We start from the raw sequence: 25,655 nt of genomic DNA on the forward strand, positions 1-25,655 counted from the left end.
TTATAATTATAGATAAATTTTAATACAGCCTAACGGAGTGGGGAGCTCCGTTAGGTGTATAAGAGCAGGCTATAAAGCCAATTTTACTTCCATCCTAAATTCTGTTCTACACTACGCAGAATATCGAGTTCGGTTTGAGGTATAGGCATATACCACATTTTTTCCTCAAATGGCCTGTTTTCTACTTCTTCCTTTGTATAGGCCGTCCCGGCAGCATTCCATCTGTATGCGAAAATAGGTGAGCTAGACCTTAACTTCCACCTTCGGTCATCAAAGAACCTGTGCTCCTCAAAAGCCAATTCCACCCGCCGCTCTCTTCTGATCGCTTTACGCATGTCTTCTTTTGTAAGTCCGGCAGGCAAGTCTGCAATCCCAGCGCGGTTTCTTATTAAATTCATATAAGTATAAATCAATGGGTCGTTGGTCGGTAAAGTATTTGCTTCATTCGCTGCTTCTGCATAGTTTAGGTACATTTCCCCAATTCTGAACCAAATACTCATGGTTTGTCGTCCTGATCCGGAAGTTAAACTCACCGAGCCGTCACAAAATTTAGCCGTGTAATATCCTGTAGTCGTGTTTACATTTGCACCATTGATTGCATCCAATCCGCCAGTTTTGGCAGCTATTGTATACCCTCTGATTACACTGCCGTTATACCAAATTGAAGCATAAAACCTTGGTTCTCTGTTCAAATAGGGATTTGCGGGATCATATCCAGAAGTAGGATCTGTGATGTCTTTTCCATTTGCCATTTGATATTCGTCAACCAGATTTTGTGTAGGTACAGTATTGGCCCATCCGGATAACCCCGGAGGATAAAATGCCTGTTCATAATTTTTGTTGTTGCCTAGGTCTCTATACCAGATGATTTCACTATTCGCATACACATTAAATATATCCTTATAGTTATCAGCCTTATTGGCCTTCACGTTATATAGAGGGAATCTATTAAGAGCGATAACTGCTTTGGCCGCATCAGCTGCCTTTTGCCATTTTACTGAATTATCGGCTGTATTCAGTGGGCTTGCCGCATATAATAATAACCTCGATTTTAACGCGAGGCACATGCCTTTTGTAGCACGGCCAATCATATTGGCAGTAGGGGGAGTAGTAGTAGAAGAATAGAAATCTGGCAATACTGCAGCGGCCTCATCCAAATCTTTTACCATAAAGGCTACACACTCGTCATAAGTGTTTCTCTTTTGCTGAAACGGATCGTCAATCGGAACACGCTTATCGACGATTGGGAAAGCCCCGTAAAACTTGAGAATGTCAAAATAAAGAAAAGCCCTGCAAAAGAGCGCTTCTGCCCTTAATCTTATTTTAGATTCAGGATCACCATCGTTGGGAGTAGGGACATCTGGGAGTCTTTCCAATAAGATATTTGCCTTTCTAATACCCCTGTAACTATTTGCCCATATATTTCCTATTGGATTGGATGACTGTGAATATCCCCCTCTGTTGAAAGACATCCCATTATTCCAGAATGTAGGGGCTGCCTCATCACTTACCGCATTGATGGAGGTAAAGCCATCTCCCGTCCTGGTCTGAAATGTAGGAAGTGTGCTGTACACATTATTGGCAAAATACTCAGCCTGGATTATGGTACTAAATACCTGATCTTCCTGAATATTTTCGTTTGGAGCAAGGTCTAAGTATTTTTTGCATGAACTTAAACCGATTGTCGATAGCAACAATGCTATAATTATATAATTCTTCATCTGAACTAATCCTTTTAAATTAAAAATTAAGAGATAACCCAAAATTGTAAACTTTTTGCTGTGGGTAAGTACTGCCTATACCTCCACTTCCATACTCAGGATCAGTAAGTGTAATTTTAGACCAGGTATGCAAATTCTGACCATTTGCAAATAATCTCACACTTTGTAAACCAATTCTTTTAAGTATATTTTGAGAAAATGAATAACCAATTTCAACATTTTTTAACCGCACATAATTTCCATTCAGCAAATGAAAAGTCGATATTCTGTTGTTATTTGGATTGGAACCAATATCAATTCTTGGGAAGGTAGCAGTAGCTGCATTTTCCGGAGTCCAGCTCCCTAAATGGGCTTTTAGTGCTGTTCCCTGACTAAAAAACGGTATGTAACCAAAAGATTCAAAATAGGTAGATGAATTGGCAGAACCCTGGAACAATACACTCAAATCAAAACCTCTATAATTCAAGTTCAAGGTAACGCCATATTGCATTTCTGGTGTTGCAGCATAACCTATCGCCACTCTGTCAAAATCATCAATCTTATTATCACCATTGATATCTTTATATTTTAAATCTCCTGGTACAACTCGGTTAGTAAAGGTTTGAACCGGACTATTAGCAATTTCTTCCGCATTTTGAAATAATCCTAACGCAATCAATCCGAAGTTTTGACCTACTCTTTTACCTATACCGGATTGATATTCAAACTTAGGTACCGCTTGATTGTTATCCAATACTTTATTTCTGTTAAATCCAACATTGGCCAACAAATTAACCTGTAAGCCACCAAAGCTTTTACGTACACCTAATTCTGCTTCTAAACCTTTGTTTATTACCTCTCCCTTATTGATCGGAGCAGTTGTAGGGAATCCTGCCAATCCCGGAGCTAAAGGAGCCACGAGAATATTTTTCCGGTTTTCCTGGAACAAATCGAAATTTAAAGTCAACATATTATTGAACCATTTTGATTCAACACCAATATTCTTTTTGTATCCTTTTTCCCAAGTAAGATCTCTATTACCAATAAAGGTCTCTTGTAGTCCAGATACATTTGCCGGGGGACTTCCGAAACTGGTTCCAGTTCCGTCGGAATAATACCCATCAAATAAGAACCTTTGACCATACCGGTCATTTCCTACAATACCATATGATCCTCTAAGCTTTAAAAAAGATATGAATTTAACATTATTAGCAAAGAAATCCTCCCCACTGACGATCCACCCTACGGCGGCTGCTGGAAAAAATCCAAATCGCTTGCCCTTAGCAAAGTTTTCTGAACCATTGTAAGCATAAGTAGCCTCGGCAAAGTACTTGTTTTTGAAATTATAAGTAGTACGTCCCTGTAACCCCTGTAAACCTGAAGCGATTTCCACATTACTGTAGGATTTTTGCTGACTGTAAAAAATGGCACTTGTTACATTATGATCTCCAAACGCCCTATCATAAGCCAAATTTGCCCTGTAAGTTGAAAACCGGCTCAATCCATAAGCGCCGCTAGCAGGGGTTAATTTTGTTCCCGTCCTCAATCTTGTATAGCTTCCATCCGCCCTATATTGGAACGCATCATAGTCTCTGCTACGAGTTTGATCTTGATTATAGTTGGCATCATAAGAAAGTGATACCGTAGCAGACAAACCTTTAGTCAATACGTCAAGTTTTTGGGTCAGCATAAATGTGCCTTGTTGTCTCCCTGCGTAATTGATCACATAGCCGACATCAGCCAGTTCAGCAACAGGGTTTCTTGGCAATAATGCATTTGCACCCCAGGTACCATTTGGATTTTTAATAGGGTTTAAATTGGGCGCAAACCTAACTATAGAGAAAAATGGTTCATTTGGATAGGCTGGTCTGTTTAGAGACCCAAAACTACCTGATAAATCCAAACGAATAAGCGTCGTTTTTGTTACGTCGATATCTACGTTAGCCCTGAAGTTGTATCTTCTAAATACCTGGTCAGACGGGTACGGTGTGTCAAACTTCTTGTAGATGCCCTGTTGAGAAAGATATCCTGCAGAAACAAAAAAACGCGCAAAGTTGGATCCACCAGTGATGGTTAGGTTTTGCCTGTTCATCAGTGAATTTTTCTTCAGTAAAAGGTCTGCAAAATTATTACTCGGATATAAGTATGGGTCCGTCTGGCTTTTGTAACCATCAAGCTGTGCTTCAGTAAAAGTTAGCGGGGTTCCGTTATTCTTATTGGCCTGATTGTATAGCATCGCATATTCATACGAGTTTACAACCTCAGGTATACGTGTAGGTGTTTGAGCTCCAAATTGTGAGGTAAAATTGATACTCGGAGCTTTTGAGGCAGATCCTCTTCTACTGGTAATCAGTACAACACCATTGGCACCACGCATTCCATAAATGGCTGTAGCCGTTGCGTCTTTTAAGATACTTACGCTCTCTACATCATTTGCATCAATGTCATTGATTGTCCTTCCTTCTACCCCGTCAACTACTATTAAAGGACTGGAATTGTTCAGCGAGGCAATCCCTCTTATGAGGAGCTGGGCGCCGTCATTTCCGTTTACCCCCGGTGCACCACTTCTTTGTACGGCAATCAGCCCCGGTAATCTCCCTGCTAATGCATTTGAAATATTAGCAACAGGACTCTGCTTCAATTCTTTAGTTGAAATAGAGGAAATAGCACCTATCACACTCGCTTTCTTTTGAGTACCTAGCCCCACTACAACAACCTCCGTTAAGCCCTGTGTATCTTCCAGCAAGGTAATTTTCAAATCCGCTTCACCACTTAACGTAATTCTCTGTGGAACATAACCTACCATAGAAACTATAATTACATCTCCAGCCTTAACATTTTTCAGCAGGAAATTTCCTCTAACATCGGTCAGCCCGCCATTGTTTGTACTTTCTACTTTAATACTAACACCAGATAAAGGATTATTTTCATTATCCAATACCTGTCCTTTAATATCAATAACTGCCAACAAATTTGCAAGCTGCTCCGGTAGTAGTTTCTCTTTTTCTTTAAGCCAGACCGCCTTATCTTCCAGCTTATAAACTATTGGCTGATTGGCAAAAGAGATGGCCAAAACTTCTTCGATACTAGCATTTTTTACATTAATAGTGACAAGCTTGGAGTTTTTTAACAGTTTGTTATTGTATAAAAAATCATAACCGCTCTGCGCCCTTATGTCTTCTATGATTTGTTGCAAAGGCACTTTGGTTTTATTCAGGGTAATTTTTTGCGCAAAACTATTTGCACTTACCTGAACAATCGCAATGGTCAGCAATAAAATAGTCAATTTCATAACCAGCAGAATTTTATTATATGTATGACGATGGCCTTCATACCTTAATTGTAAGTTTAAATCCATAAATTTGAATTGTTGGGTTTAGTTTATAAATGGTTCAAGTCATTTTTTATTCCGAATATTCGGAAATGGTAAACCCATCATCAGGTTAAAGGTGTTCGTAGCATCTTTAACCATTTTTTTAGGTCACCAATGGTTTTTGGTTTGGTTTATTTGGATACGATAATCTTCCTCCCTTCTATTTTAAAGTGTACATCTCCATTATACTCGAGCATCTTCAATATGCTTGAAAGCTTTCTAGATCTTGAAATTTTCCCAAGAAAAATATCATGATCAGGTTTATACTGATAAATAATTTCTACATCATACCACCGGGCGATTTTGGACATAACGCTTTCCAGGCGCTCATTGAAACTAAAATCTCCATTTTTCCAGGCGATAACTTCTGATAAATCTACATCATCCAACATGTTTATCCCCGACAAGCCAACTTGTGCCTGCTGACCTGGTTGCATTAATTTAGATTTCCCATTAACGGATACTTTTATTGCTCCTTCAAGCAACGTTGTTTTTACAATCTGCTCATCCGCATAAGCCATGATATTAAAATGTGTGCCCAGTACTTCTACTATCTGCCCTTTACTCTCTACTTTAAAAGGCATGGCTTTATTGTGGGCAACTTCAAGATAAGCTTCACCGGTTATTTTTATTTGCCTTTCGTTTCCGGTAAACTTTGTAGGGTAGCTAATGCTCGACTCCGCATTCAGCCACACTTCAGTTTGATCAGGAAGGATTAGCTGCCATTGTCCGCCAACCGGCACGGTCAACGTATTCATCTGCGGCGACGCAGCATCACCCGTAGCACCAGACAAATCATACAGCAGTTTACCGTTGGCAGTTTTAATAATCTTAATCCCTGCCTGCGATGCTATAGTTCCATTCTTTTCATCACCAAGACTAATCTGTCTACCATCTGCCAGTGTAAGTACAGCTTTGTTACTACCCGGCAGTACATCTCTCACATATTCATTTTTATAAGAATTATTGTTTTGTTTATTCCAATAGAAATAAAAGCCAGCACCTACAATGACTGCAAAAATAGCTGCAGCGCTCAGCTTTTTCCATATTGATAAATTGATCTGCCTCTTTGTTTTGTTAATGTTCTGTTTATAAATTTGATGATTTAATTTTTCAAATTGTGTCTCAACCTCTGCATTCCCAATATGGCCGGCAAGTAACAAAACTGCATTTTTCACCTCATCAACCTCATTTTTATAGGCTGGATTATCAGAAATCCATTTCTCCCAATACTCAATATCTTCTAAATTATTTCTAAAACAATAATTGAGAAATTGCTCATTTTGGGTTAAATCACGGAGATCGGGATGTTGCATGACTATTTGGTTTTAGTCAATAGAGCAGAAATCTTTATATTTTCACTAGTGTTTTATTAAAAAAAACAAAAAAAGTGTTAGGATTGCAGCTAATCCCAATGACATTACCCGTAACTGCTCTTCTCCAATTGATTTTTTAAGTTTATCTACAGCATTGTAAATGGTATTATAAACTGTATTAATCGAAATGTTATTGGCATCAGCAATTTCCTGATAACTCAGATCCAGGTAAAATTTCTGGTAAATGAGCGACCTTTGGCGTTCAGGCAATTTCCCAATAAAATTATTTAGCGTACGGCTTAACTCCTGTTGCGTGCCTTTAGCAATATAGTCGGATTCCACAGAAGGTCTAATGATGAATTCTGGCAACATTTCTTGTGCAAGGAGGTCTTCAGTTATCAATTTTTCCCTCTTGTATAACTTACGTAAAAACGCCGTAACCAAATAATTATGATGATGGTTTATATGTCCCAATTTTTCGCGATTTTCCCATATGTGCAGAAAAACCTCATTAAAAGCATCCTTGGCTTTAGATGCCGAAAATCCTTTTTTTAGAGCGACAAACATCAAATAATGATAATAATGCTGGTATAAAGTATAGTATACGGCATGGTCACCATCATGAAGGAAAAGCTCCCATTCACACTTCAATTCTATACCATGCCCCATATTAATTACTATTTATCATTTTTGTTACGCTAATATATGCAATTAACTCTCTAAAAATCCACAATTGCTTTGATTATACATTTTTGCCATATCAAAACCTTTTCTTCATTCTGTTATCTTTGCAGAATGACAATAAGATTAGCCCTTACCGAAGATATACCAGCAATTATGCAACTGGTAAGTAAAGTAATACCTCTGATGCACGCTATGGGAAATTTTCAATGGGGTGACGACTACCCTAATCCCGAAGTATTTGCTCAAGACATCGCAATTGGTCAGTTATGGGTAGCTGAAATAACAGGCAATGTTGTTGGCGTCTCAGCAATCACCAATGATCAGAGTCCGGAATACGCCGATGCAGGCTGGGACATCAATGAGAAAACTGTTGTAACGCACCGATTAGCCGTAGATCCGGATTGTCAGGGAATGGGCATTGCGCGGGCCTTAATGGAACAGGCAGAATCAGTAGCCCGGTCTTCGGGGATCAATATCCTCAGAGTAGATACCAATAGCGAAAATATGGCTACAAGGGCACTTTTCCCAAAGCTTGGATACACATTCAGCGGAGAAATCGGCCTTGCCAAACGACCAGGCCTTCGCTTTTTCTGTTACGAGAAGTTGCTCTGAGTTAATTAACCGCAACTATCTAAATAAGAGAACGATTAATGACGAGTCATTGGTGAGATAGTTTATGTATTAGATAATCCAGTTGTGATTGTGTCTAAAATATTAACCTATACTTGAGCAATTATTAAATTAACTGCATTTTATGACCAAACTTTACATTAAAACTTACCTGATAACCATTCTTCTACTGGGACTTACTACTAAATGTCTTTTTGCACAGGAAAAAAAGCAACCAGACAGCATCGCCCTTAGCCCCTTTTTTCCTATAAATGCCGGATATGCTCTTGATACGAACGCTGTAAAAGACATCAAAAAAATAAGCGTAGATATAGAAATTAAGACAGATATCCCAGAAGGTTACCATTATTGCATTTCTGCATTAAACTCCGGATTTAATGGAAAACTGTTCCATACCGGCATAGCAACACATACCAATGGTATCCCTGTTAAATCGTCAAATGCCAAAGATACAGTGTTCGGGCAGGGAGCTGTGTTTACGAGATGGATGGAAGGTGAAATGAATGTGATAAAAACGACGGGTTTTACAGAAACCCGTTCTGCAGCTTACGTGAGCATCAGAAATAAAGCAATATGGAATAAGGGCAGGTACCGCATCACACTTTTCAAATCCGGCTACACAAAAGGTAAGCCCATCCCCGGTCAAAACTTAAAATACAATGATAAATACCCCTTAACTGAATATGAACATAGCTGGATTACCATGACGGTTGAAAATTTAGATACCCGTCAAAAGTGGTTAATTGGGTCTATGGCTTTTCCAGGTAAGAGAATAGATATGACCCCACGAATTGAAATCTTTTTGGAACAGTACGGCCCTGCAATAAACTACGGCGCCAAAAACCGTGTATTAGACAAACCAACCATTTACTACAAAGACATACCAAAGGTACAGCTCACCATAGGTAATGTGGCTATTGATGGCAAAAAACAGAAATTAGAAAGAGTTGCTCTTAGAGTCCGTAAACCTGAAATTAATATTGTCAAAGAAATATTAAATGCCGACAAAAACGAAATTTGGTTTGAAACAGGCGAATTGCAGGAACCACTTAGTCAATTGAAAGAGTCAAAACCATAATCATTACATTTTTTTTCACTTTTCAATAGAACTCAAGTCATCACTCATCGTTTATGTATTGGAAGGAATAAGCTTGCTTCTCAAAATGAAGTATTATATTGCAGGTAATGAGACCCTTCAATATGAAAAAATTAACTCTAATTATATGCTCAATAGTTGTAGCAATAGTTAATGCTTATGGACAGGAAAAAACGACCATTCGTGAATACAACAAAGTATTTACCACCTATCCCTTTTCAGACCCCAATCCCATCCCTTCTTTTACCAATATCTATCCTTATTTCCGCTACGACGGATTTACAGACAAACCTGTTCAAAAGGAATGGAAAGTAATAGAGCTGGAGAATGAATATATTAAATTAACCATACTGCCCGAAATAGGCGGAAAGATCTGGTCAGCCATTGAAAAATCAACAGGCAGATCCTTCATTTATGATAACCACGTAGTAAAATTCAGAGATATAGCCATGCGTGGGCCCTGGACCAGCGGAGGGATTGAACCCAACTATGGCATCATCGGTCATACGCCCAATTCTGTAACGCCTGTAGATTACATCACCAGAAAAAATGACGATGGCAGTGTGAGCTGTTTTATTGGCGTTCTTGACCTTTTAACGCGCACAAACTGGACGATGGAAGTCAATTTACCGAAGGACAAGTCTTATTTTACTACCAAATCCTTCTGGTACAACTCGACAGCTGTTGAACAGCCATATTATCACTGGATGAATACTGGAATAAAAGTAACCGGAAATCTGGAGTATATCTATCCGGGAACACATTACCTGGGACATGACGGCGAACATAGTGACTGGCCTATTAATAAACAGAACCGCAAGGACATTTCTTTTTACGAGAACAACAATTTTGGCGGTTACAAATCCTATCATGTGTTTGGCAAATACACCGATTTTTTTGGTGCTTACTGGCATGATGATGATTTTGGAATCGCAAGGTATTCCAACCATGATGATAAAGCCGGAAAAAAGATCTGGATCTGGGGGCTATCAGAGCAGGGAATGATCTGGGAGAAACTCCTGACCGACACAGATGGTCAGTACTCAGAAATTCAATCCGGCAGATTATTCAACCAAACAGCAGATAAGAGCACCTTTACGCCTTTTAAACATAAAAGCTTTTCACCCGGTGCGTCCGATACATGGACAGAATACTGGTATCCGGTTTTAAACACAAAAGGATTTGTTCAGGCCAATGAATATGGCGCATTGAATATAAAACATGAAGACGGATGGCTAAAAATCTATTTTAACCCGGTTCAAAAGATCTCTGATACGCTCGAAGTAAAACAGGGAACAAAAGTGATTTATAGTAAAAGGATCAAACTAACCCCGCTTAAAGTTTTCGCCGATTCTATGAAAATAGATGTCACTCAGGGAGATCTGGTGGCTACTTTGGGCGGAAATAAACTGACTTACCTGTCTAAACCAGACGCCAACAATTTAAGCAGGCCACTTGAATCTCCTAAAAATCTTGACTGGAATTCAGTTTATGGGCTGTATGTTCAGGGCAAAGAATTAATGGCTCAGAAAATGTATCCGGCTGCAGAAGACAAATTGAATGCTGCATTAAAAAAAGACCCTAATTTCCTGCCAGCTTTGGTAAAAATGTCTGAATTAATGTATCGCAATATGAGATATAAAGAGGCATTGGAGTTGGCAAAAAAGGCGTTGAGCATGGACACCAATGACGGTGCGGCAAATTACTACTACGGCATCATCAATACCCGTTTAGGAAACACCGTAGATGCCAAAGATGGGTTTGACATCGCAAGCTTATCCATGGAATACAGGAACCCGGCATATAGCGCATTGAGCAAATTATACCTGGCAGAAAAGAACTGGACAAAAGCACTGGAATTTGCTACCAAATCTCTTGATTTTAACCGGTTTGACATTGGTTCACTACAGGTAAAAGCCATCGCCTACCGTTACCAAAATAAAAACTCAAACGCCAAACAGATTCTGGACACGATTTTATCTTTTGATCCACTTAATCATTTCGCAAGATTCGAACAATACCTTGCACAGCCATCAGAAGAAAACAAAACCAAATTCACTTCAATGATTCGCAACGAACAGCCGACGGAAAGTTACCTGGAACTGGCCGTTGACTATTACAGAAACGGTTGTTTTCAGGAATGTGAAAAAGTATTGCAGTTGGCACCAGCCAATGCCCTTGTTAATTACTGGCTGGCATTTTTGCAAAATAAAGCGGAAAAATCCTATACGTCTGACTTAGAAAAAGCAAACAGTGCGACACCAGCTTTTGTATTTCCTTTTCGCGCTGAAGATGAGGAAGTATTGTTATGGGCAGAACAACAAAACAACAACTGGAAGCCTAAGTATTACCTTGCGCTTGTGTACAAAGACAGAAACCGCCTAAATGAAAGCAAGAAACTGTTTATGCAATGTGAAGATGAACCGGATTTCGCACCTTTCTACGCTGCCCGTGCCGCAATGATCATGGGTTCCTCTGATTCTACAGACCTTAAAAAAGCTGTATCCCTTGGCAAAGAGGACTGGCGCTATCACAAACTGCTAAGTGAATACTACATCGGCCAAAACCAAAACAAAAATGCACTGGCAGTAATAGAGCCCTTCTATCAGGCTCATACCGAAAATTATATAGCAGGCATGCTTTATGCAAAAACACTACTGCTCAACAAACGCTACAATGAGTGTTCAGAACTACTCGCCGGCATCAATATCCTACCTTTCGAAGGTGCTACTATTGGGCGTGAACTTTACCGTGAAGCAAAGCTGATGCAGGCAATGGAAAAAATGCAAAATAAAGACTACACTGCTGCACTGACTTTTATCAAGGATGCAAGAAAGTGGCCACAGAACCTGGGAGTCGGCAAACCCTACCAGGAAAATGTCGATGAAAGATTAGAAGACTGGATGACTTATCTGTGTCAGCAGCGTACAGGAAAAACTCAGGAGGCCCAGACATCCCTGGAAAAGGTCATCCAGTTTAAACCGAAAATTGAAAATACAGTAAATAACTTTATACCCGCAAACCACCTCATCACAGCTTCGGCTATAGAAAAGCTTTCTGGCAAACCAAAAGCTAGCGAATGGCTGGATAAGGAGATTAAGCGCTATCCTGACAACAAGATACTGAAATGGTGTAAACTGGTATTTGAAAACAAGCCGGCAAAAGCTGACACCAATGATTCAGGAGTACGTCTAATTATGCGATTGAAGCAGTAGTACCTCTATATCTTTTCTTCGGCTTTCCGGAAAGATTTTCAGTTGTTCCAGTTTTCCTTTTTTATAAACACCTTCAATAATGGTGTTTTTAAAGGCGTGAACTTTAAAATTCACGTCCCATTCTCTGGGCCATGCCGGGAAGAGATAAATCTTATCTCCATCACACTGAACCAGCATTTCCTGCAAAGTATTCATCATATTTCCAACCCCATCGTAATCTGGTTTCCAGTCATGCGGACTGTCCATATATCCTTTAAAACGAAATCCTTTCAAATAGGCTGTACTTCTTGCTTTAATGTCTTTAGCTGCTTCATCAGCCAAACCCAGCCGGGCAGAAAATATTCCGGTCTGGTACCAGCATACCCGTCCCGGGTTAGGCATATTAAAATAAGCCGCTTCTACTTCCTTGATATTAGGCTTATTAAGCCCATATAGTCTAAAAGGAAAAAGGCAATAAAGATCAGGAGCTTCATAGTTTGATCTTTCAGGTTTATAGGACTCTGCATTATCAACAATCAAGTTGCCTGATTTATCCAGTTTCTTCGGCAAGTCTGGAAGAATGGACTGCATTGTAATCCAGTTCTTTTTATCAACTGAAGTAGTCAACCCAGCAGGCAGCTTTATAAGTTCCTGCAACACATAATGCAATCCCGCAACAGAAGGCATATCATTTACCACCTCAACCCAGTAAGTTTCCAGTCCATGTGTCGGAAAAATCCGCAACTTCCCTTTGTCGTCCTTTTTAAAACGGGTATTGTAAAACTCCAATGCCTTTCTGGTCCATGGCAGTGCCTTTTCCTGCAAGAATTTTTGATCACCTGTATAATGATAGTAATCCAGCATCATTACAGCCATTTCAAGACCCTGTTGCCATATATCCTTAGTGTAGCTTTCTGAATATTGTTTTGCCCCCAGCCCAAAATCACCCATTCCAGGCAGACCAAAAGTTGTAATGCATTCCTGCATGTATATTCCGGACGCATTGTAATATTTCTTGGCTCTTGATTCAAAAGTATTCCTTTGATTAAAATAGAAATCAAAAAAAGGCTTCATCATATCAAAATTTCCCTGTGCGAATTGCGGGAGATACAAAAACCTAACATTCTGCCACCAATAATTTACACCGTAGAACCGGTAGTCGGCAGAGTAATTTTTTTTGCGGACATCAGTCGCATAGTAGGCATACTTCGGATCAACATTGAAAATCCCACCCTGAAATCTTGCAGGAAAATCATTCCGCATCTGACAGGCCAATTGGTACTTAGACAGGATATACGTCTGGGTATAATTAGACAACTCCTCATTCTTATCTCCTGTAATTTCAATCCAGCTCCGGTTCCAGAATTGGTTCCACCATTTTGAGGTTTGCCCGGAGGCAATCAAGGGCGCCGGAGCGTCGTTAACCACCTTAGTGATCTCTTTTTCCCAGGTCATAGCATCCGGTGTCTTACGCGCATACCCGGCTATCCGGACATCAATTTCATTAGTCGCTTTCGAAGTTTGCAAAATTGTATCAGACAGACTTTTAAATCCTTTAGCCCGAATATATCCACCGAAAGTATTATTCTTCAATGGATCATTAATAAGGCTGGCATATTGATCCATCGACTGCTCTTTTATATGCACAGGCACACAGCTGTAAGCATTCCGATGGTACCATACTATTGCGTCTTTTCTTTTCAAAAAGGTATCAGGAGACTCCCACCTGTCAGCTCCTTTTGGTACACCAGTACGGTAAACCCATGTCGACGCAAGCTCTTCATCATTCAGCTCATGTTTGGTTTTTCTCCAGTTTTCAAGCGTGATATTTACAGTAACTGGCTTCTCACTATGTCCTTTAACATACATTACAGGTGAGTTGGCATGAACGAAAATTTGCAGAGAAATTTTTTCTCCCGGTTTTCCCGCATCAATATTTAAGACACCATTTTTAACATCCAGTACCTGTCGATAAGCAACCCCAGTTGAAAAAGGATTACCGGAAATGGATATTCGAATTCGTCCCAATTTTAACAGCCGCTGCAATTCAGAATGAGCGTCATTACGCGAAAGGTAAAACAACAGATCACCATTTTCCTCCACCCACACATTACTACCCAGACTTCCATTTCCAATAGGTACATTGCCTGCCTCATTTTGAGACGGCGTAGTAAAAAGCACATTATACTTACTGATGTTTTGTTGTGCTGCTGCCACAATATGTATCAATAAAAAAAGCAGAAATATTCCAATTGATTTGTTTTTTATCATCTGATGTCGAGGGATTGAACTAATTGCTGTTCAAGCTATAAATTTTATACCTGAAAGCCAAAGATCTCACAGTGTTTTTACGCAGTTAATCAATTTGCCCAGATGAAATGAAAATATTTTTAAAAATTCTGATTTACATTTTTAGTAGCGGGGTTTCAGGTTTTCGTTAACAAAGTTCTGGGCATACTTTCTGATCATTTCGCGAACTTCCCTGAACTGTTCCATAACCTCTTCGTCGGTTCCTTTGGCTTTTGCCGGATCAGGAAAGTTGTAGTGCAGCTTAATGGCATTAGTTGGGAAGTAAGGGCAGCTTTCTTTTGCATTGTCGCATACAGTGATCAGAAAGTCAAAGTCGATCCCTGTGTATTCATTCACATTGTTTGAGGTATGGCCGGATATATCTATACCATCTCTTTTCATGATCTCTATGGCTTTTGGATTCACTCCGTGGGTTTCTATACCTGCGCTGTAGATCTCAGCGGCATCACCTGCGAAGTGCCTCAAATATCCTTCTGCAATCTGACTGCGGCAACTGTTGCCGGTACATAGTACGAGTACTTTCTTCATATCCTATTAGCAGCATCCTCCACCTGGAGTACAAGTTGAGCCCGAAGCGAGATTTATCATTTCTATTTTTTGTTTTTCAGCAGGGACACCACATTTATCCATTGCAAGGCATGCAGTTTTCTTAGAAATCAGCATGAAGTTTTCACCATCATATCCTAAATCATATTTACCAATGGTTTCCGCCTGATATTCCACTTCAATTTCCAAATCTTCCATTCCCAAGACCTTTTCTGAAAGCGAAATGATATGCAGCAATTTCGCTGCTTTTAAACGGTGTTCATAATCATCCGCATCCCATAACTGGAAATTAGCTACTTTCTCATGGCGTACAGTTCCCCCGCAATCGATAAAGTCTTTTGTAACAATCCCAACCTCGGTTACATGAAAATGTTCAGGAACCGAATTACCATTTTCCAATTTAAAATTTACTCCTTCTGCCGTAGCAAGGATAGATTTGATATCTGATAGTTTCATATTTTTATATTTTATGTATCGTAATTTTACGATATATTTATTCAAAAAAAGGGAGCTAGCAACAGCCATTTGGATCCACATAAGAACCCATAAAATCTCCAAACAGCTTTTGTAGACGATTCCAGGTACCCGGCTCTATACAATAGCAGACCTTTACACCTTCAATCGTACCCTGAATAATACCTGCGTTTTTTAGTTCTTTTAAATGCTGGGAAATAGTGGCCTGGGCTAAACCAAGTTCTTCCACCAGATCACCACAGATACAGGCTTTAGCAGAAATAATCTGTTGCAGTATAGCAATGCGTGCAGGATGCGCTATGGCCTTTAGCAGCAGGGCCAGTTCGTTTTGCTCCTTAGAGAATATTTCTGTTTTTGTAAGTCCCATGATCTTATATCGCAATATTACGATAAGTAATTTAAAGCTGCAAATGTTAGCGAATAATTTTTTGCGTAGTTAAAGATTAGAGAGCAGCATTAAATAAACCACAATGCCGAGCTTCAACCTGAGTATTTACAATGCATTATTGATTTGGTTTCTTACGGTTTTCTCAGACAAATCAAGCTGCACACGATTTGTTTATGCGATAGGCCCTGCTTCCTGCTCAATTCAAATATTTCCCGCATCTTTTCAGGAAGTTCAGAGATTTCTTTTTCAATAATCGCCAGCAATTGCCTTTCACGTGTAAGATGGTCTGTTTCACATTCACCTGTACTCCCAAAATCGGCGAGCGAACTGATGTATTTTGAAGTCACCTGTTTATGTGCGATGACCTTAAAGATTCTGTTGCGAACAGCTGTATATAAATACCCCGACAATTGAGATTGGATTTCAAGCTCTTTTCTACCAGTCCATATCAAAGAAAAAATTTGCTGTAGAATATCCTTTACCTCTTCACGATCCCTGAGCAAATTAAAAGCGTGAACATATAAAGGCCCTTTTTAACGCTCATATATTTCAGTAAACGCAACTTCGTTATCCTGCCTTAACAAAGCCAGCAATTCCTGATCGGTATATGTGCTATAAGCAGCCATAATGTATTACCCCCGTTACTTTAAAGTTAAGCAATTTCTTTGGCAAGATTATATAAGTTATTCCATATCAACCAACTACAAAGAAAAATAAATTTTAATTTTTCTTACTAAAAGGGATTAGGGAGGGTTACTGCTGTTTATAAATAAACTTTCCTAAGTCGGCCGTCATTCAATAAAAAAAGGCAGGTCATTTATCATGACCTGCCTATATATACTTATTCAGTTATTATTTACAACTCCTTAACCTCTTCTACAGAAAGCTTAGTCGTCTTAGCTATAAATTCAATAGCCAAGCCCTCTATTTTTAGTTCACGAGCAATTTCTATAGCCTTATTATGCTCTCCTATTTCTAAGCCTTCGCTCTTCCCTTCATTCTTCGCTATATCCAGTAATAATTCTTCTAAACCCATAGTAGCACTCCTTCCTGTTAAGTATTCAAGTTCTTGTTCAAACTTAGATAAATTATTATAAAATAATTTATCGTTCTCTCCTCTTCCTATTGAAAACAATAAATACTCAGAGGAAATATAATGTTTTGCTATAACCATCTCGTCATGCTGTTAAACAAATCCTTCCTATTCCTGGATGCTGACCTGTAGCGCAGCGGAAAGCTACGAAGTAAAATAAATTCAGCATGACGAGATCTATACCCTCCTCCCACCCATAAGGCACATCAATTGTGAATTATAACATAGTATATTTTCATGTCAGCGAAATTCATTCAGATATTTTACATAAACCAACTACAATAGAAAATAAACTTTCTCCTCCCACACTGGTTCCACACTGCTTCAGGCCTCCCTCACAAAACAAGTACCTTTTTGCGAAGCAATCTGCCACCAGTCTACTACCAGTGTACTATCAGGGTTATACCGTGTCCTATTTAAAATTCCTTCCTCCATGAAAAACTTCCCGCTCTTTCTCGTCCGGAATGCTAAGACCACGCAGCAGCTTTGTCAGATCAAAGCAGCGCCTGACCACCACATGGATCACTGATCCTTCAATCTGCAGTTTACCTTCTACCATAAATAACCGGGACTGGAGGATTTCCTTACGGTATTCTTCAAAAACTTTCTGCCAGACTACCAGATTGGCAAACCCACTTTCATCTTCAATGGTAATGAACAAAACTCCTTTAGCGGTTCCGGGTCTTTGCCTCACGGTGATTAAACCAGCTACCTTTATCAGGTCACCATTTTTGAATTCAGATAAACGTGCGGTCTCCTCTACACGCAGCAGCTGTAATTTTTCACGCACAAAACTTACAGGATGGGCTTTTATAGACAAGCCTGTAACTGCATAATCCTGTACCACATGTTCTGCATCTGTCATTAGCGGCAGCGACACCTGTCCCTCATGCACGCTTTCAGAAGGCTGACCTTTAAAAAGTGCGACCGGATGGTCCTGCAGGGACGAAGCTTCCCATAAAGCTTGCCTTCTGTCCATATTCATCGAGCGAAACGCATCAGCATCACTTAGTATTTCTATGGCATGCTGGGGTATCCCCGATCCATTCAGCTCACTCATACTCTTATACCCTCCCTCAGGCCGGTTACTGATCAAAGTATACATGTCATCTTCATTGAGCCCGGAAACCTGCCGGAAACCCAATCTTACCGCACAATAATCACCATCTTTCTCTTCCAGTGTATTGTCCCATTCAGAATGATTGACATCTACCGCCCGCATCACCACTCCATGGCGCTCTGCATCGATCACAATCTGGGCGGGTTGATAAAAACCCATCGGCTGGCTATTCAGCAAGGCCACCGCAAAGATATCCGGATAATGACATTTGATCCATGAGGAAATATAAACCAGGTGGGCAAAACTTGCGGCATGACTTTCAGGAAAACCATAGCTACCAAATCCTTCCAGTTGTTTAAATACCCTCTCAGCATAACTCTGTTCATAGCCTTTTCCAACCATTCCATTTACCAGCTTTTCCCGGAATTCACTCACCATGCCCTTGGCTTTAAAGGTAGCCATGCTTCGTCTCAGCTGATCGGCCTCTGCGGCACTGAAACCACCGGCAACCATCGCAATCTCCATGGCCTGCTCCTGAAAGAGGGGAACTCCTTTGGTTCTACTCAAAACTTCTCTTAATTCTTCTTTTGGATATTCCTCCGGTTCAATCCCATCTCTCCTTCTCAGATACGGATGCACCATATCTCCCTGAATAGGCCCCGGACGCACAATCGCCACTTCAATCACCAAATCATAAAATTTGCGCGGCTTTAAACGCGGAAGCATAGACATCTGCGCACGGCTTTCTATCTGAAACACCCCCAATGTATCTGCTTTACAGATCATGTCGTAAACCTCAGGCCTATCCTGTGGAACGTTTTCTAAAGTCAGGTCAAGCCCATAATGCTGTTTAGCCAGGTCAAAAGCCTTGCGGATACAGGTCAGCATGCCCAATGCCAGCACATCAACTTTTAAAATGCCCAGTGCTTCCAGATCGTCTTTGTTCCATTCCAGCTGGGTACGGTCTTTCATCCGGGCATTCATCACCGGACAAATATCAGATAGCTTAGATTGTGTGATCACAAATCCACCTGTATGCTGCCCCAGCTGCCGGGGAAATCCGATTAATGAGGCGGTCAATTCCAGCACTTTATTGATCAAAGGGTCATCAGGGTTCAATCCCTGTTCAATAACTCTTTCCTGGTCGAAACTATCTTCATAATGATGCCAGATGATGCCCGAAAGGCGCTTAATCGTGTCTTCGGATAAACCCATAGCTTTGCCTACATCCCTTACTGCACCTTTATGGCGCTCCTGGGTTACGGTTGCCACAATGGCCGCATGCTCCCGCCCATAGGTATCATAAATCCATTGTATAATTTCTTCTCTTCGCTCATGCTCAAAATCCACATCCACATCCGGCCATTCATCACGGGCGTCCGACATGAACCGCGAAAAAAGTAATCTTGATTTAAGGGGATTTACAGGTGTAATGCCCAGGCAAAAACAGACGGCACAGTTGGCTGCAGAGCCACGCCCCTGGTGAAGGATACCCAATTCTGTCGCTTTGCTGGTGTAGGCATATATGCGCAAAAAATAAGGCGCTAGTTTACGCCGCTTGAAGAAATCCAGCTCAAATTGTATCTGTTCCTGCAGTTCTTCAGTCATTTGATCACCCAGCATTTTTTCCGCACCCGCCCAGGTCAATTCTGCCAAATGTTCATCGGCTGTCCGTCCATCCGGACTGGCCCATTCCGGCTCCAGGTATTTGAGCGTATCCAATGAAAAGTTGCAGGCATCAGCTATCTCCTGTGTGCGTACCAATGCTTCAGGATATTGATTAAACAATCTTTCCAGTTCTTCTTTGGATTTCAAATGCCGCTCCGCATTGGCATGCAAGTGAAAACCCGCATTGGTGATGGTACATTTTTCCCGCACACAAGTCTGTATATCCTGCAATTCTCTTCGTTCAGCAATATGGTAATGCACATCATTGGTAGCCACCAAAGGAACACCCAGATTGGCCAGCCGATGAAACCGTTTATTGTCATTTCCGCTATAATAACGTGAAATAGCCAGGTATAGATCCGTCCCGAAAATCCGCTTATATTCTTTTAAGTCTTCCTTAAAATCTTCATTAAAATCAAAGCGGGCATTCAGCCGCTCAGGAGGAATTACAATAAACTTAATGTCTTTCCTGTAGGCATAAACATCCCTTTTATACAGCTGGCACTTCCCTTTTTCCGTCCGCAGGTTACCCAGGCTGAGCAAAGCACACATGCGTCCCCAGGCAGTAATATCTGTAGGATAAGCCAATAAACTGGGCCCGTCTTCCAGATCCAGCCGGCAGGCCGGAATGATACCAATTCCTTTGATTTTTGCCTGCTGATGCGCACGCACTACTCCGGCCACACTATTTCGATCGGTGATCGCTATTTTAGTATAGCCCAGTTCAGCAGCGCATGTCACCAGTTCCTCTGGATGCGAACCGCCCCGCATAAACGTAAAATTAGTAGTTACCTGTAGCTCTGAGTATTCCATAATCAAGAAAAAAATCCATGTAAATACCAACCAGAGCGTTCATCATGATAATGCCCGGAACGGAATATCCAATACCGGCGTCCTTCCTCGTCTTCTACCACATAGTAATCCCTGTGCTGTCCTTTATCTTCCCACCATGGCCGTTCAATACGTTCTGCATCATCTGCCTTTTTTACGACATGACGTACTCCTTTATAGGTAAATAGTATAGGTGGATTATCAGGCAGTATCGAGCTCACCTGTATGCTTACCGGATTTGGCAGCAGCAGTGATGGTCTGGGCCGGTCTTCGCGCCATGATGTAGCCGGAGGTTCCCTGAGGGAAGATGCCAGCTTAAGGGATTTTTCGGGCCAATGACGCTCCTGGGGTAAATAGCGATGAATCTTATCTGCCCCAATCTTATTGGCCAGCGTGTCTAAAAGCGCTGACAAACCTTTATCTTCTAGTCCGCAACCCTCTGGCTGCCATAAATATTCCTGTTCAGAATCTGCATCACCTATCTTATGGGCTTCCAGCGTAAATAACTCAATGCCCAGCTTAGGCCGGATCAATTCTATTTTTAATTCAAACAGTTGATATAAACGTGCGACATGACTGGATGCACGGCTGCTGCCAATCTGGATCTGTATGACTTCTCCATCCAGCCTGTAACACTTTAAAATAGCGACGAGTATACCCTTTCCATCCTTGTAAAGCCGTTCGCACAATCGCTCTAATAAGGTTTTAATTGCAATTCCAATACCTGTCCTGGTACGTATGGGCTCCAGACAAGGCAAACGCTCTATGTAGAACTCGACTGGCTGCAGCAGTATCAAAGGCTCATCTTCATAGCCCAGAGCCTGATCAATACGTAATAAAAAATCGGGACCAAAGCGGCGGCGTAATGCAGAACGCTGAGTGCTTATAAAACTTCTTATGGTATAAAAACCCAGTTTATGCAAGCGGTCCAACACCGCAGGCTCCAAACGCAAAGCGGCAGGGGGCAGATCCAATAACTCCTCTGCTTGTCCGCCCGGTTCGATAATCGGTTTTACCTTACCGAAATGTGCAATTGCCCAGGCGGCACCTGCTGTATCAGCCAGGGCTCCACGCACATGATAACCTTTAGAAATCAGCCGGGTTACCATTTCCTTCAAATATCCGCGCTCTCCTCCCCACAAATGTGCACATCCTGAAATATCCAGGATCAATCCATCGGGCAGGTCAACAGCAACCTGAGGGGAATACCGGATACACCATTCCCCCACCGCTTTTAATAGTTTCTCCTCCTGTCCTTCTATATGAGGCACTACTTCCAGGTTTTTTGCAATTGCTTTGGCATCGGCCAGTGCCATTCCCTTAAAAGCGCCCTCTGCTTCTGCTAAGGAATTAGCTGCAGTAACGACCACACGGTTATGTACAGATGCAGCAAAAACGAAAGGTACTTCTTTAAGTTCCGGCCGTTTAAGCGTCAGCCAGTCCGTCAATAAATAACGGAACCACAAGGATATAAAGCGCTTGTTCGTCATGCGTAATGTCCGGCTATCTGTTTTACAACTGCCTCTTCTTTTTCAACCACATCAACGACAGGCCTGAAAGCATCTGCTACCCATTCCAGTTTCCAGCTGCCAGGGTTACCATTGCGGACACGGAGCAAATCAACCTGCCACCGCGGGAAACCTACTCCAGGCAACTCATCCTCCAGCACACTTGGCAAAGGGGTAATTTTCCAGCGGGCAACACAGGTATTACTACCCAGCTTTTGCGGATCATTGCGCAGTAAAAAACCAGTTACCTTACTGCTTTCAATGGCAAGTTGTAAGCGGCGCGACTGGATGATGTTGATTTCCTTAACTTCCGCTATTACCGCAGCCAGTCCGCCGCATTTTAGTGCTTGCTCCATCACCCAGAGTACTTCTTTTTCCTCTTTTGCATCAATAAAGATGATCCGCTCCGGCGCTACATTAAATGCAGTTAGAGAGGGTGGAAAAAACGTTCTGGAAGTACTGATCCACAAACAGGCACCACCCTTTGAAAGCAGCGTTTTTAGGATACCAGCGATAAATCCGGCACTTGCGGCCGAATGTTCCGGTTCTACTGTTATAAATTCATGTATTGCTTTTTTTGGAAAAATACCATTCGGGAAAGCGCATTCGATTGCCCCCAGACCAATGGCCTCAGCAGAGGCAGCTCCCTGTTGTTTAAAACCTTGCCAATGCAGAATATCCCGCTGCAATTTGTCAATCAATTCCTTTGTCGCGTTCATAGTACCCCTTCCTTACTTTTAGCGATTTATATTAGTATAAAAAATGAATTAACAAATATAATACTAATAATATTAGTATTATGGTTAAATATAAAAGATATTAATATTACAGCCTATTTATCTCTGCATTGATGTTCATGACCGCTACAAGGATTTCGCTGTTTTGACACAGGAGCAGGCCAGGCAGTACATCAGAGATAATTTTTCCTGAAAAGTATAGGTTCATAAAACTTAATCAGTGCTAAATGGTTACAAGATGTAAACACATCACATTTAAATTTTATGACACAAACAACTCAGGTAATCATTCATGCTGCGAGATTAGGTAATATAGAAGTACTTCAGGAATTGATCCGCCAAAAAACAGATCTTGATGCACAGGATGAGAAAGGATATACTCCTCTCATCATTGCCTGCTACAATAATCAATACCAGGCAGCTAAGTTATTATTGGAAGCCGGAGCCAATGTGAATGCCCAGGACCATGGCGGAAATACCGCACTCATGGGTGTTGCATTTAAAGGTTATCGGAACATCGCGGAATTGCTGATCAGCCATGGAGCCAATTTAGACCTTCAGCATGGTAATGGCGGTACGGCCCTGATGTTTGCTGCCATGTTTGGAAGAAATGAAGTCTTACAGCTTCTGCTAACTCACGGAGCTAACAAGACAATACTTGACGTCCGCGGACTTTCTGTTCTGGATCTGGCTGCGCAGCAGGGAAATACCGCAGCGATAAACATCCTCCAAGCATAATTGTAAAAGCTGTCTTTAATGCGACTACATTAAAGACAGCTTTATAAAAACTATGCCGGCACCTGACGTGGTTTTTCACGTTCCCAGACACGGTGCTGTGCAATAGCAGCAATAAATTCATTAATAAGCTTTTTAGCATCACCCCCAATCACGAGTCCGGGCTGTTTAGCCGAACCAAAATAAGTGGCATCCAGTACAGCCTTAGCGTCCTGATCAGCCGCAATTGCCTTACAATGCTTAAATGCTTCATTTAAAAAATGTATGGTATTGGCTTCTGCTGCTATTGCAGCGACACTCTTATCTCCTCCCGGCACATACACCGCATCATAAAGTACCGATGCAGCAGTTAAAAAACTTTGATCTACAGGAATTTTAGTCCCATCCGCAGCCAGCAGCTCTCCGAGTTTCGGAGCGATCACTTCTACCACAGCACCCTCAGCTGTTAATGCTTTTTTAACTGCGTTTAACGCACTGCCATTCACGCCATCAGCGGCCAGGAAAGCTATTTTTCGGGTTTTGATGGTGTCTTTAATGGTATTGGCCATGCTCAGTGCCGGAGACGATTTTAAACTGCTTTTTACAATCAGGGAATCGTAATCTTCCGGTTTCCCGTCGGCCGGAATGCTATGGTTGATTGGCCGTTCCGGTTTTTCAGGGACTTTTAAGCCTAGAGCGAAAGCAACATCCCCTGCCAGTTTTTGATCAATCAGGTTAAGGATCCCCAACATTCTTTCCCGGATGGCGACCGTTTTAACTTTACCAAGTTCAAAACTCAGGGCATCTGTAATGTGGTTCTTTTCGGGCTGGGACTGACTATTAAAAAACAAGGTTGCCTGACTAAAATGATCAAAGAAGCTCTTGCTCCTGGCCCTTACTTTTTTAGCATCAATTCGCTCCTGATAGGAAGTAAAACCACCATCAGCTGCCTTAACCTGTTGCGGATCATTATCACCCAGGGAATTTGGGCCATAGCTTGTTTTGCCTCTATTAATGGTTTGACGCATATAGCCATCCCGCTGGTTATTGTGCACCGGAACGACCGGCCGGTTAATTGGAATTTCATGAAAATTAGGCCCGCCCAATCTGATCAGTTGCGTATCGGTATACGAAAACAACCTGCCCTGCATCAGGGGATCATTGGTAAAATCTATCCCCGGTACGATATGTCCCACATGAAAGGCTACTTGCTCAGTCTCTGCAAAGAAATTATCCGGATTGCGGTTCAGTGTCATTTTACCTACACGCTGCACCGGTACCAATTCTTCAGGTATTAATTTCGTCGGGTCCAGCAGGTCGAATTCAAACTTAAATTCATCGGCTTCAGGCACAATTTGCACCCCCAGTTCCCATTCCGGAAAAGCACCACTTTCAATGGCTTCCCATAAATCCCTGCGGTGAAAATCAGGATCTTTACCTGAAATATTTTGTGCCTCATCCCAGGCCACTGAATGCACACCCAACAAAGGCTTCCAGTGAAACTTCACAAAACTTGCCTCGCCGCTTTCATTGATAAACCTAAACGTATGTACACCGAAGCCTTCCATCATCCGCAAACTACGGGGAATAGCCCTGTCACTCATTGCCCACATGATCATATGCGCCGATTCCGGCATCAGTGAAATGAAATCCCAAAAAGTATCATGTGCTGAAGCAGCCTGAGGCATTTCATTATCAGGCTCTGGTTTAACAGCATGCACAAGATCAGGAAATTTCATCGCATCCTGGATAAAGAATACCGGCATGTTGTTACCAACCAGATCAAAATTTCCTTGCTGGGTATAAAACTTTACGGCAAAACCTCTCACATCTCTCGCCAAATCAGTAGAGCCACGTGAGCCCGCAACTGTAGAGAAGCGAACAAACACCGGTGTTTCTGTTTCCGTATCGTTCAGGAAATTTGCCTTCGTCACATCCCCCAGAGATTTATATAACTTGAATACGCCATGGGCACCAGATCCTCTGGCATGCACAATGCGTTCAGGAATACGCTCATGGTCAAAATGGGTAATCTTCTCCCTCAGGATAAAATCCTCCAGTAATGTTGCTCCACGCTCTCCTGCTTTAAGAGAATTCTGATCATCGTTGATCCGTACGCCATGATCTGTTGTCATCTGCTCCCCGGCTGCATCTGCTATATGGGGTTTCAACGTTTTTGTTTTTTCATTTTCGGTTTGGTTCCCTGGCTTTGCCGGGGAATTGTTTTTAGCCATAGTAGTAGATTTGATAGGATCATAACTGCCCGGAATGAAAATTGTTTTAATTAAAACATTCTGAATCAGTTAATGTTAATTACACAGACAATACGCTTG

The 25,655-nt window shown here is 41.4% G+C and carries 18 protein-coding genes; 4 read left to right on the top strand and 14 right to left on the bottom strand.

Annotated features, from left to right (window positions below):
• Positions 1-83: 83 nt before the first annotated feature.
• The 4 genes from R2Q78_RS05755 to R2Q78_RS05770 all read right to left on the bottom strand — a co-directional run bounded on the left by R2Q78_RS05755 (position 84) and on the right by R2Q78_RS05770 (position 7,058).
• Entirely contained in the window at positions 84-1,721 is a 1,638-nt protein-coding gene (locus R2Q78_RS05755; RefSeq protein ID WP_316789747.1) for a RagB/SusD family nutrient uptake outer membrane protein, read from the bottom strand.
• Between the two features lie 19 nt (positions 1,722-1,740).
• Positions 1,741-4,992 (bottom strand): TonB-dependent receptor, encoded by a 3,252-nt coding sequence (locus tag R2Q78_RS05760; protein ID WP_316789749.1) that lies wholly within the window; start codon positions 4,990-4,992, stop codon positions 1,741-1,743.
• 212 nt (positions 4,993-5,204) lie between these two features.
• Positions 5,205-6,389, bottom strand: coding sequence for a FecR family protein (locus R2Q78_RS05765; protein ID WP_316789751.1), 1,185 nt, complete (start codon positions 6,387-6,389; stop codon positions 5,205-5,207).
• A gap of 45 nt (positions 6,390-6,434) precedes the next feature.
• Entirely contained in the window at positions 6,435-7,058 is a 624-nt protein-coding gene (locus tag R2Q78_RS05770) for an RNA polymerase sigma factor (protein ID WP_316789753.1), read from the bottom strand.
• A gap of 126 nt (positions 7,059-7,184) precedes the next feature.
• Between R2Q78_RS05770 and R2Q78_RS05775 the strand changes: the two genes are divergently transcribed.
• The 3 genes from R2Q78_RS05775 (at position 7,185) to R2Q78_RS05785 (ending at position 12,014) form a co-directional block, all read left to right on the top strand.
• Positions 7,185-7,685, top strand: a complete 501-nt coding sequence (locus R2Q78_RS05775; protein ID WP_316789754.1) for a GNAT family N-acetyltransferase — start codon at positions 7,185-7,187, stop codon at positions 7,683-7,685.
• Positions 7,686-7,827: 142 nt separating this feature from the next.
• A complete protein-coding gene (locus R2Q78_RS05780) occupies positions 7,828-8,781 on the top strand; it encodes a hypothetical protein (RefSeq protein WP_316789756.1) in 954 nt (317 codons plus the stop codon).
• A 122-nt stretch (positions 8,782-8,903) separates the two neighbouring features.
• The gene (locus R2Q78_RS05785; RefSeq protein WP_316789757.1) at positions 8,904-12,014 is read left to right on the top strand and encodes a DUF5107 domain-containing protein; all 3,111 of its coding nucleotides are present in this window, start codon (positions 8,904-8,906) and stop codon (positions 12,012-12,014) included.
• On the opposite strand, the gene R2Q78_RS05790 is transcribed toward R2Q78_RS05785, so the two are convergent.
• From R2Q78_RS05790 to R2Q78_RS05830, 9 genes are all read right to left on the bottom strand, one after another.
• A complete protein-coding gene (locus tag R2Q78_RS05790; RefSeq protein ID WP_316789758.1) occupies positions 11,991-14,264 on the bottom strand; it encodes a DUF5703 domain-containing protein in 2,274 nt (757 codons plus the stop codon). The genes R2Q78_RS05785 and R2Q78_RS05790 overlap by 24 nt on opposite strands.
• 141 nt (positions 14,265-14,405) lie before the next feature.
• The gene (locus R2Q78_RS05795; RefSeq protein ID WP_316789760.1) at positions 14,406-14,831 is read right to left on the bottom strand and encodes an arsenate reductase ArsC; all 426 of its coding nucleotides are present in this window, start codon (positions 14,829-14,831) and stop codon (positions 14,406-14,408) included.
• A gap of 6 nt (positions 14,832-14,837) precedes the next feature.
• Positions 14,838-15,305, bottom strand: coding sequence for a DUF6428 family protein (locus tag R2Q78_RS05800; RefSeq protein WP_316789762.1), 468 nt, complete (start codon positions 15,303-15,305; stop codon positions 14,838-14,840).
• A 55-nt stretch (positions 15,306-15,360) separates the two neighbouring features.
• Positions 15,361-15,690 carry a metalloregulator ArsR/SmtB family transcription factor gene (locus R2Q78_RS05805; RefSeq protein ID WP_316789764.1) on the bottom strand — a complete coding sequence of 110 codons (330 nt, stop codon included), beginning with the start codon at positions 15,688-15,690 and terminating at the stop codon, positions 15,361-15,363.
• Positions 15,691-15,842: 152 nt separating this feature from the next.
• Positions 15,843-16,214, bottom strand: coding sequence for a sigma-70 family RNA polymerase sigma factor (locus R2Q78_RS05810; protein ID WP_316789766.1), 372 nt, complete (start codon positions 16,212-16,214; stop codon positions 15,843-15,845).
• Between the two features lie 353 nt (positions 16,215-16,567).
• Entirely contained in the window at positions 16,568-16,885 is a 318-nt protein-coding gene (locus R2Q78_RS05815; protein ID WP_316789768.1) for a hypothetical protein, read from the bottom strand.
• A 331-nt stretch (positions 16,886-17,216) separates the two neighbouring features.
• Entirely contained in the window at positions 17,217-20,345 is a 3,129-nt protein-coding gene (locus R2Q78_RS05820) for an error-prone DNA polymerase (RefSeq protein ID WP_316789769.1), read from the bottom strand.
• A 2-nt stretch (positions 20,346-20,347) separates the two neighbouring features.
• Entirely contained in the window at positions 20,348-21,853 is a 1,506-nt protein-coding gene (locus tag R2Q78_RS05825; RefSeq protein WP_316789771.1) for a DNA polymerase Y family protein, read from the bottom strand.
• Complete coding sequence (locus tag R2Q78_RS05830; RefSeq protein ID WP_316789773.1) at positions 21,850-22,590, bottom strand: Error-prone repair protein ImuA; 741 nt, start codon at positions 22,588-22,590, stop codon at positions 21,850-21,852. The genes R2Q78_RS05825 and R2Q78_RS05830 overlap by 4 nt, the downstream gene beginning before the upstream one ends.
• Before the next feature lie 282 nt (positions 22,591-22,872).
• Here R2Q78_RS05830 and R2Q78_RS05835 point away from each other — a divergent pair, with 282 nt between their 5' ends.
• Positions 22,873-23,346: an ankyrin repeat domain-containing protein gene (locus tag R2Q78_RS05835; RefSeq protein WP_316789775.1), complete on the top strand. Its 474-nt coding sequence runs from the start codon at positions 22,873-22,875 to the stop codon at positions 23,344-23,346.
• Between the two features lie 50 nt (positions 23,347-23,396).
• Here the strand turns inward: R2Q78_RS05835 and katE are convergent, their stop codons facing one another.
• Positions 23,397-25,556: a catalase HPII gene (katE, locus tag R2Q78_RS05840; RefSeq protein WP_316789777.1), complete on the bottom strand. Its 2,160-nt coding sequence runs from the start codon at positions 25,554-25,556 to the stop codon at positions 23,397-23,399.
• Positions 25,557-25,655 lie beyond the last annotated feature (99 nt).

The organism is Pedobacter frigoris, assembly GCF_032678645.1.
Lineage (GTDB): Bacteria > Bacteroidota > Bacteroidia > Sphingobacteriales > Sphingobacteriaceae > Pedobacter > Pedobacter frigoris_A.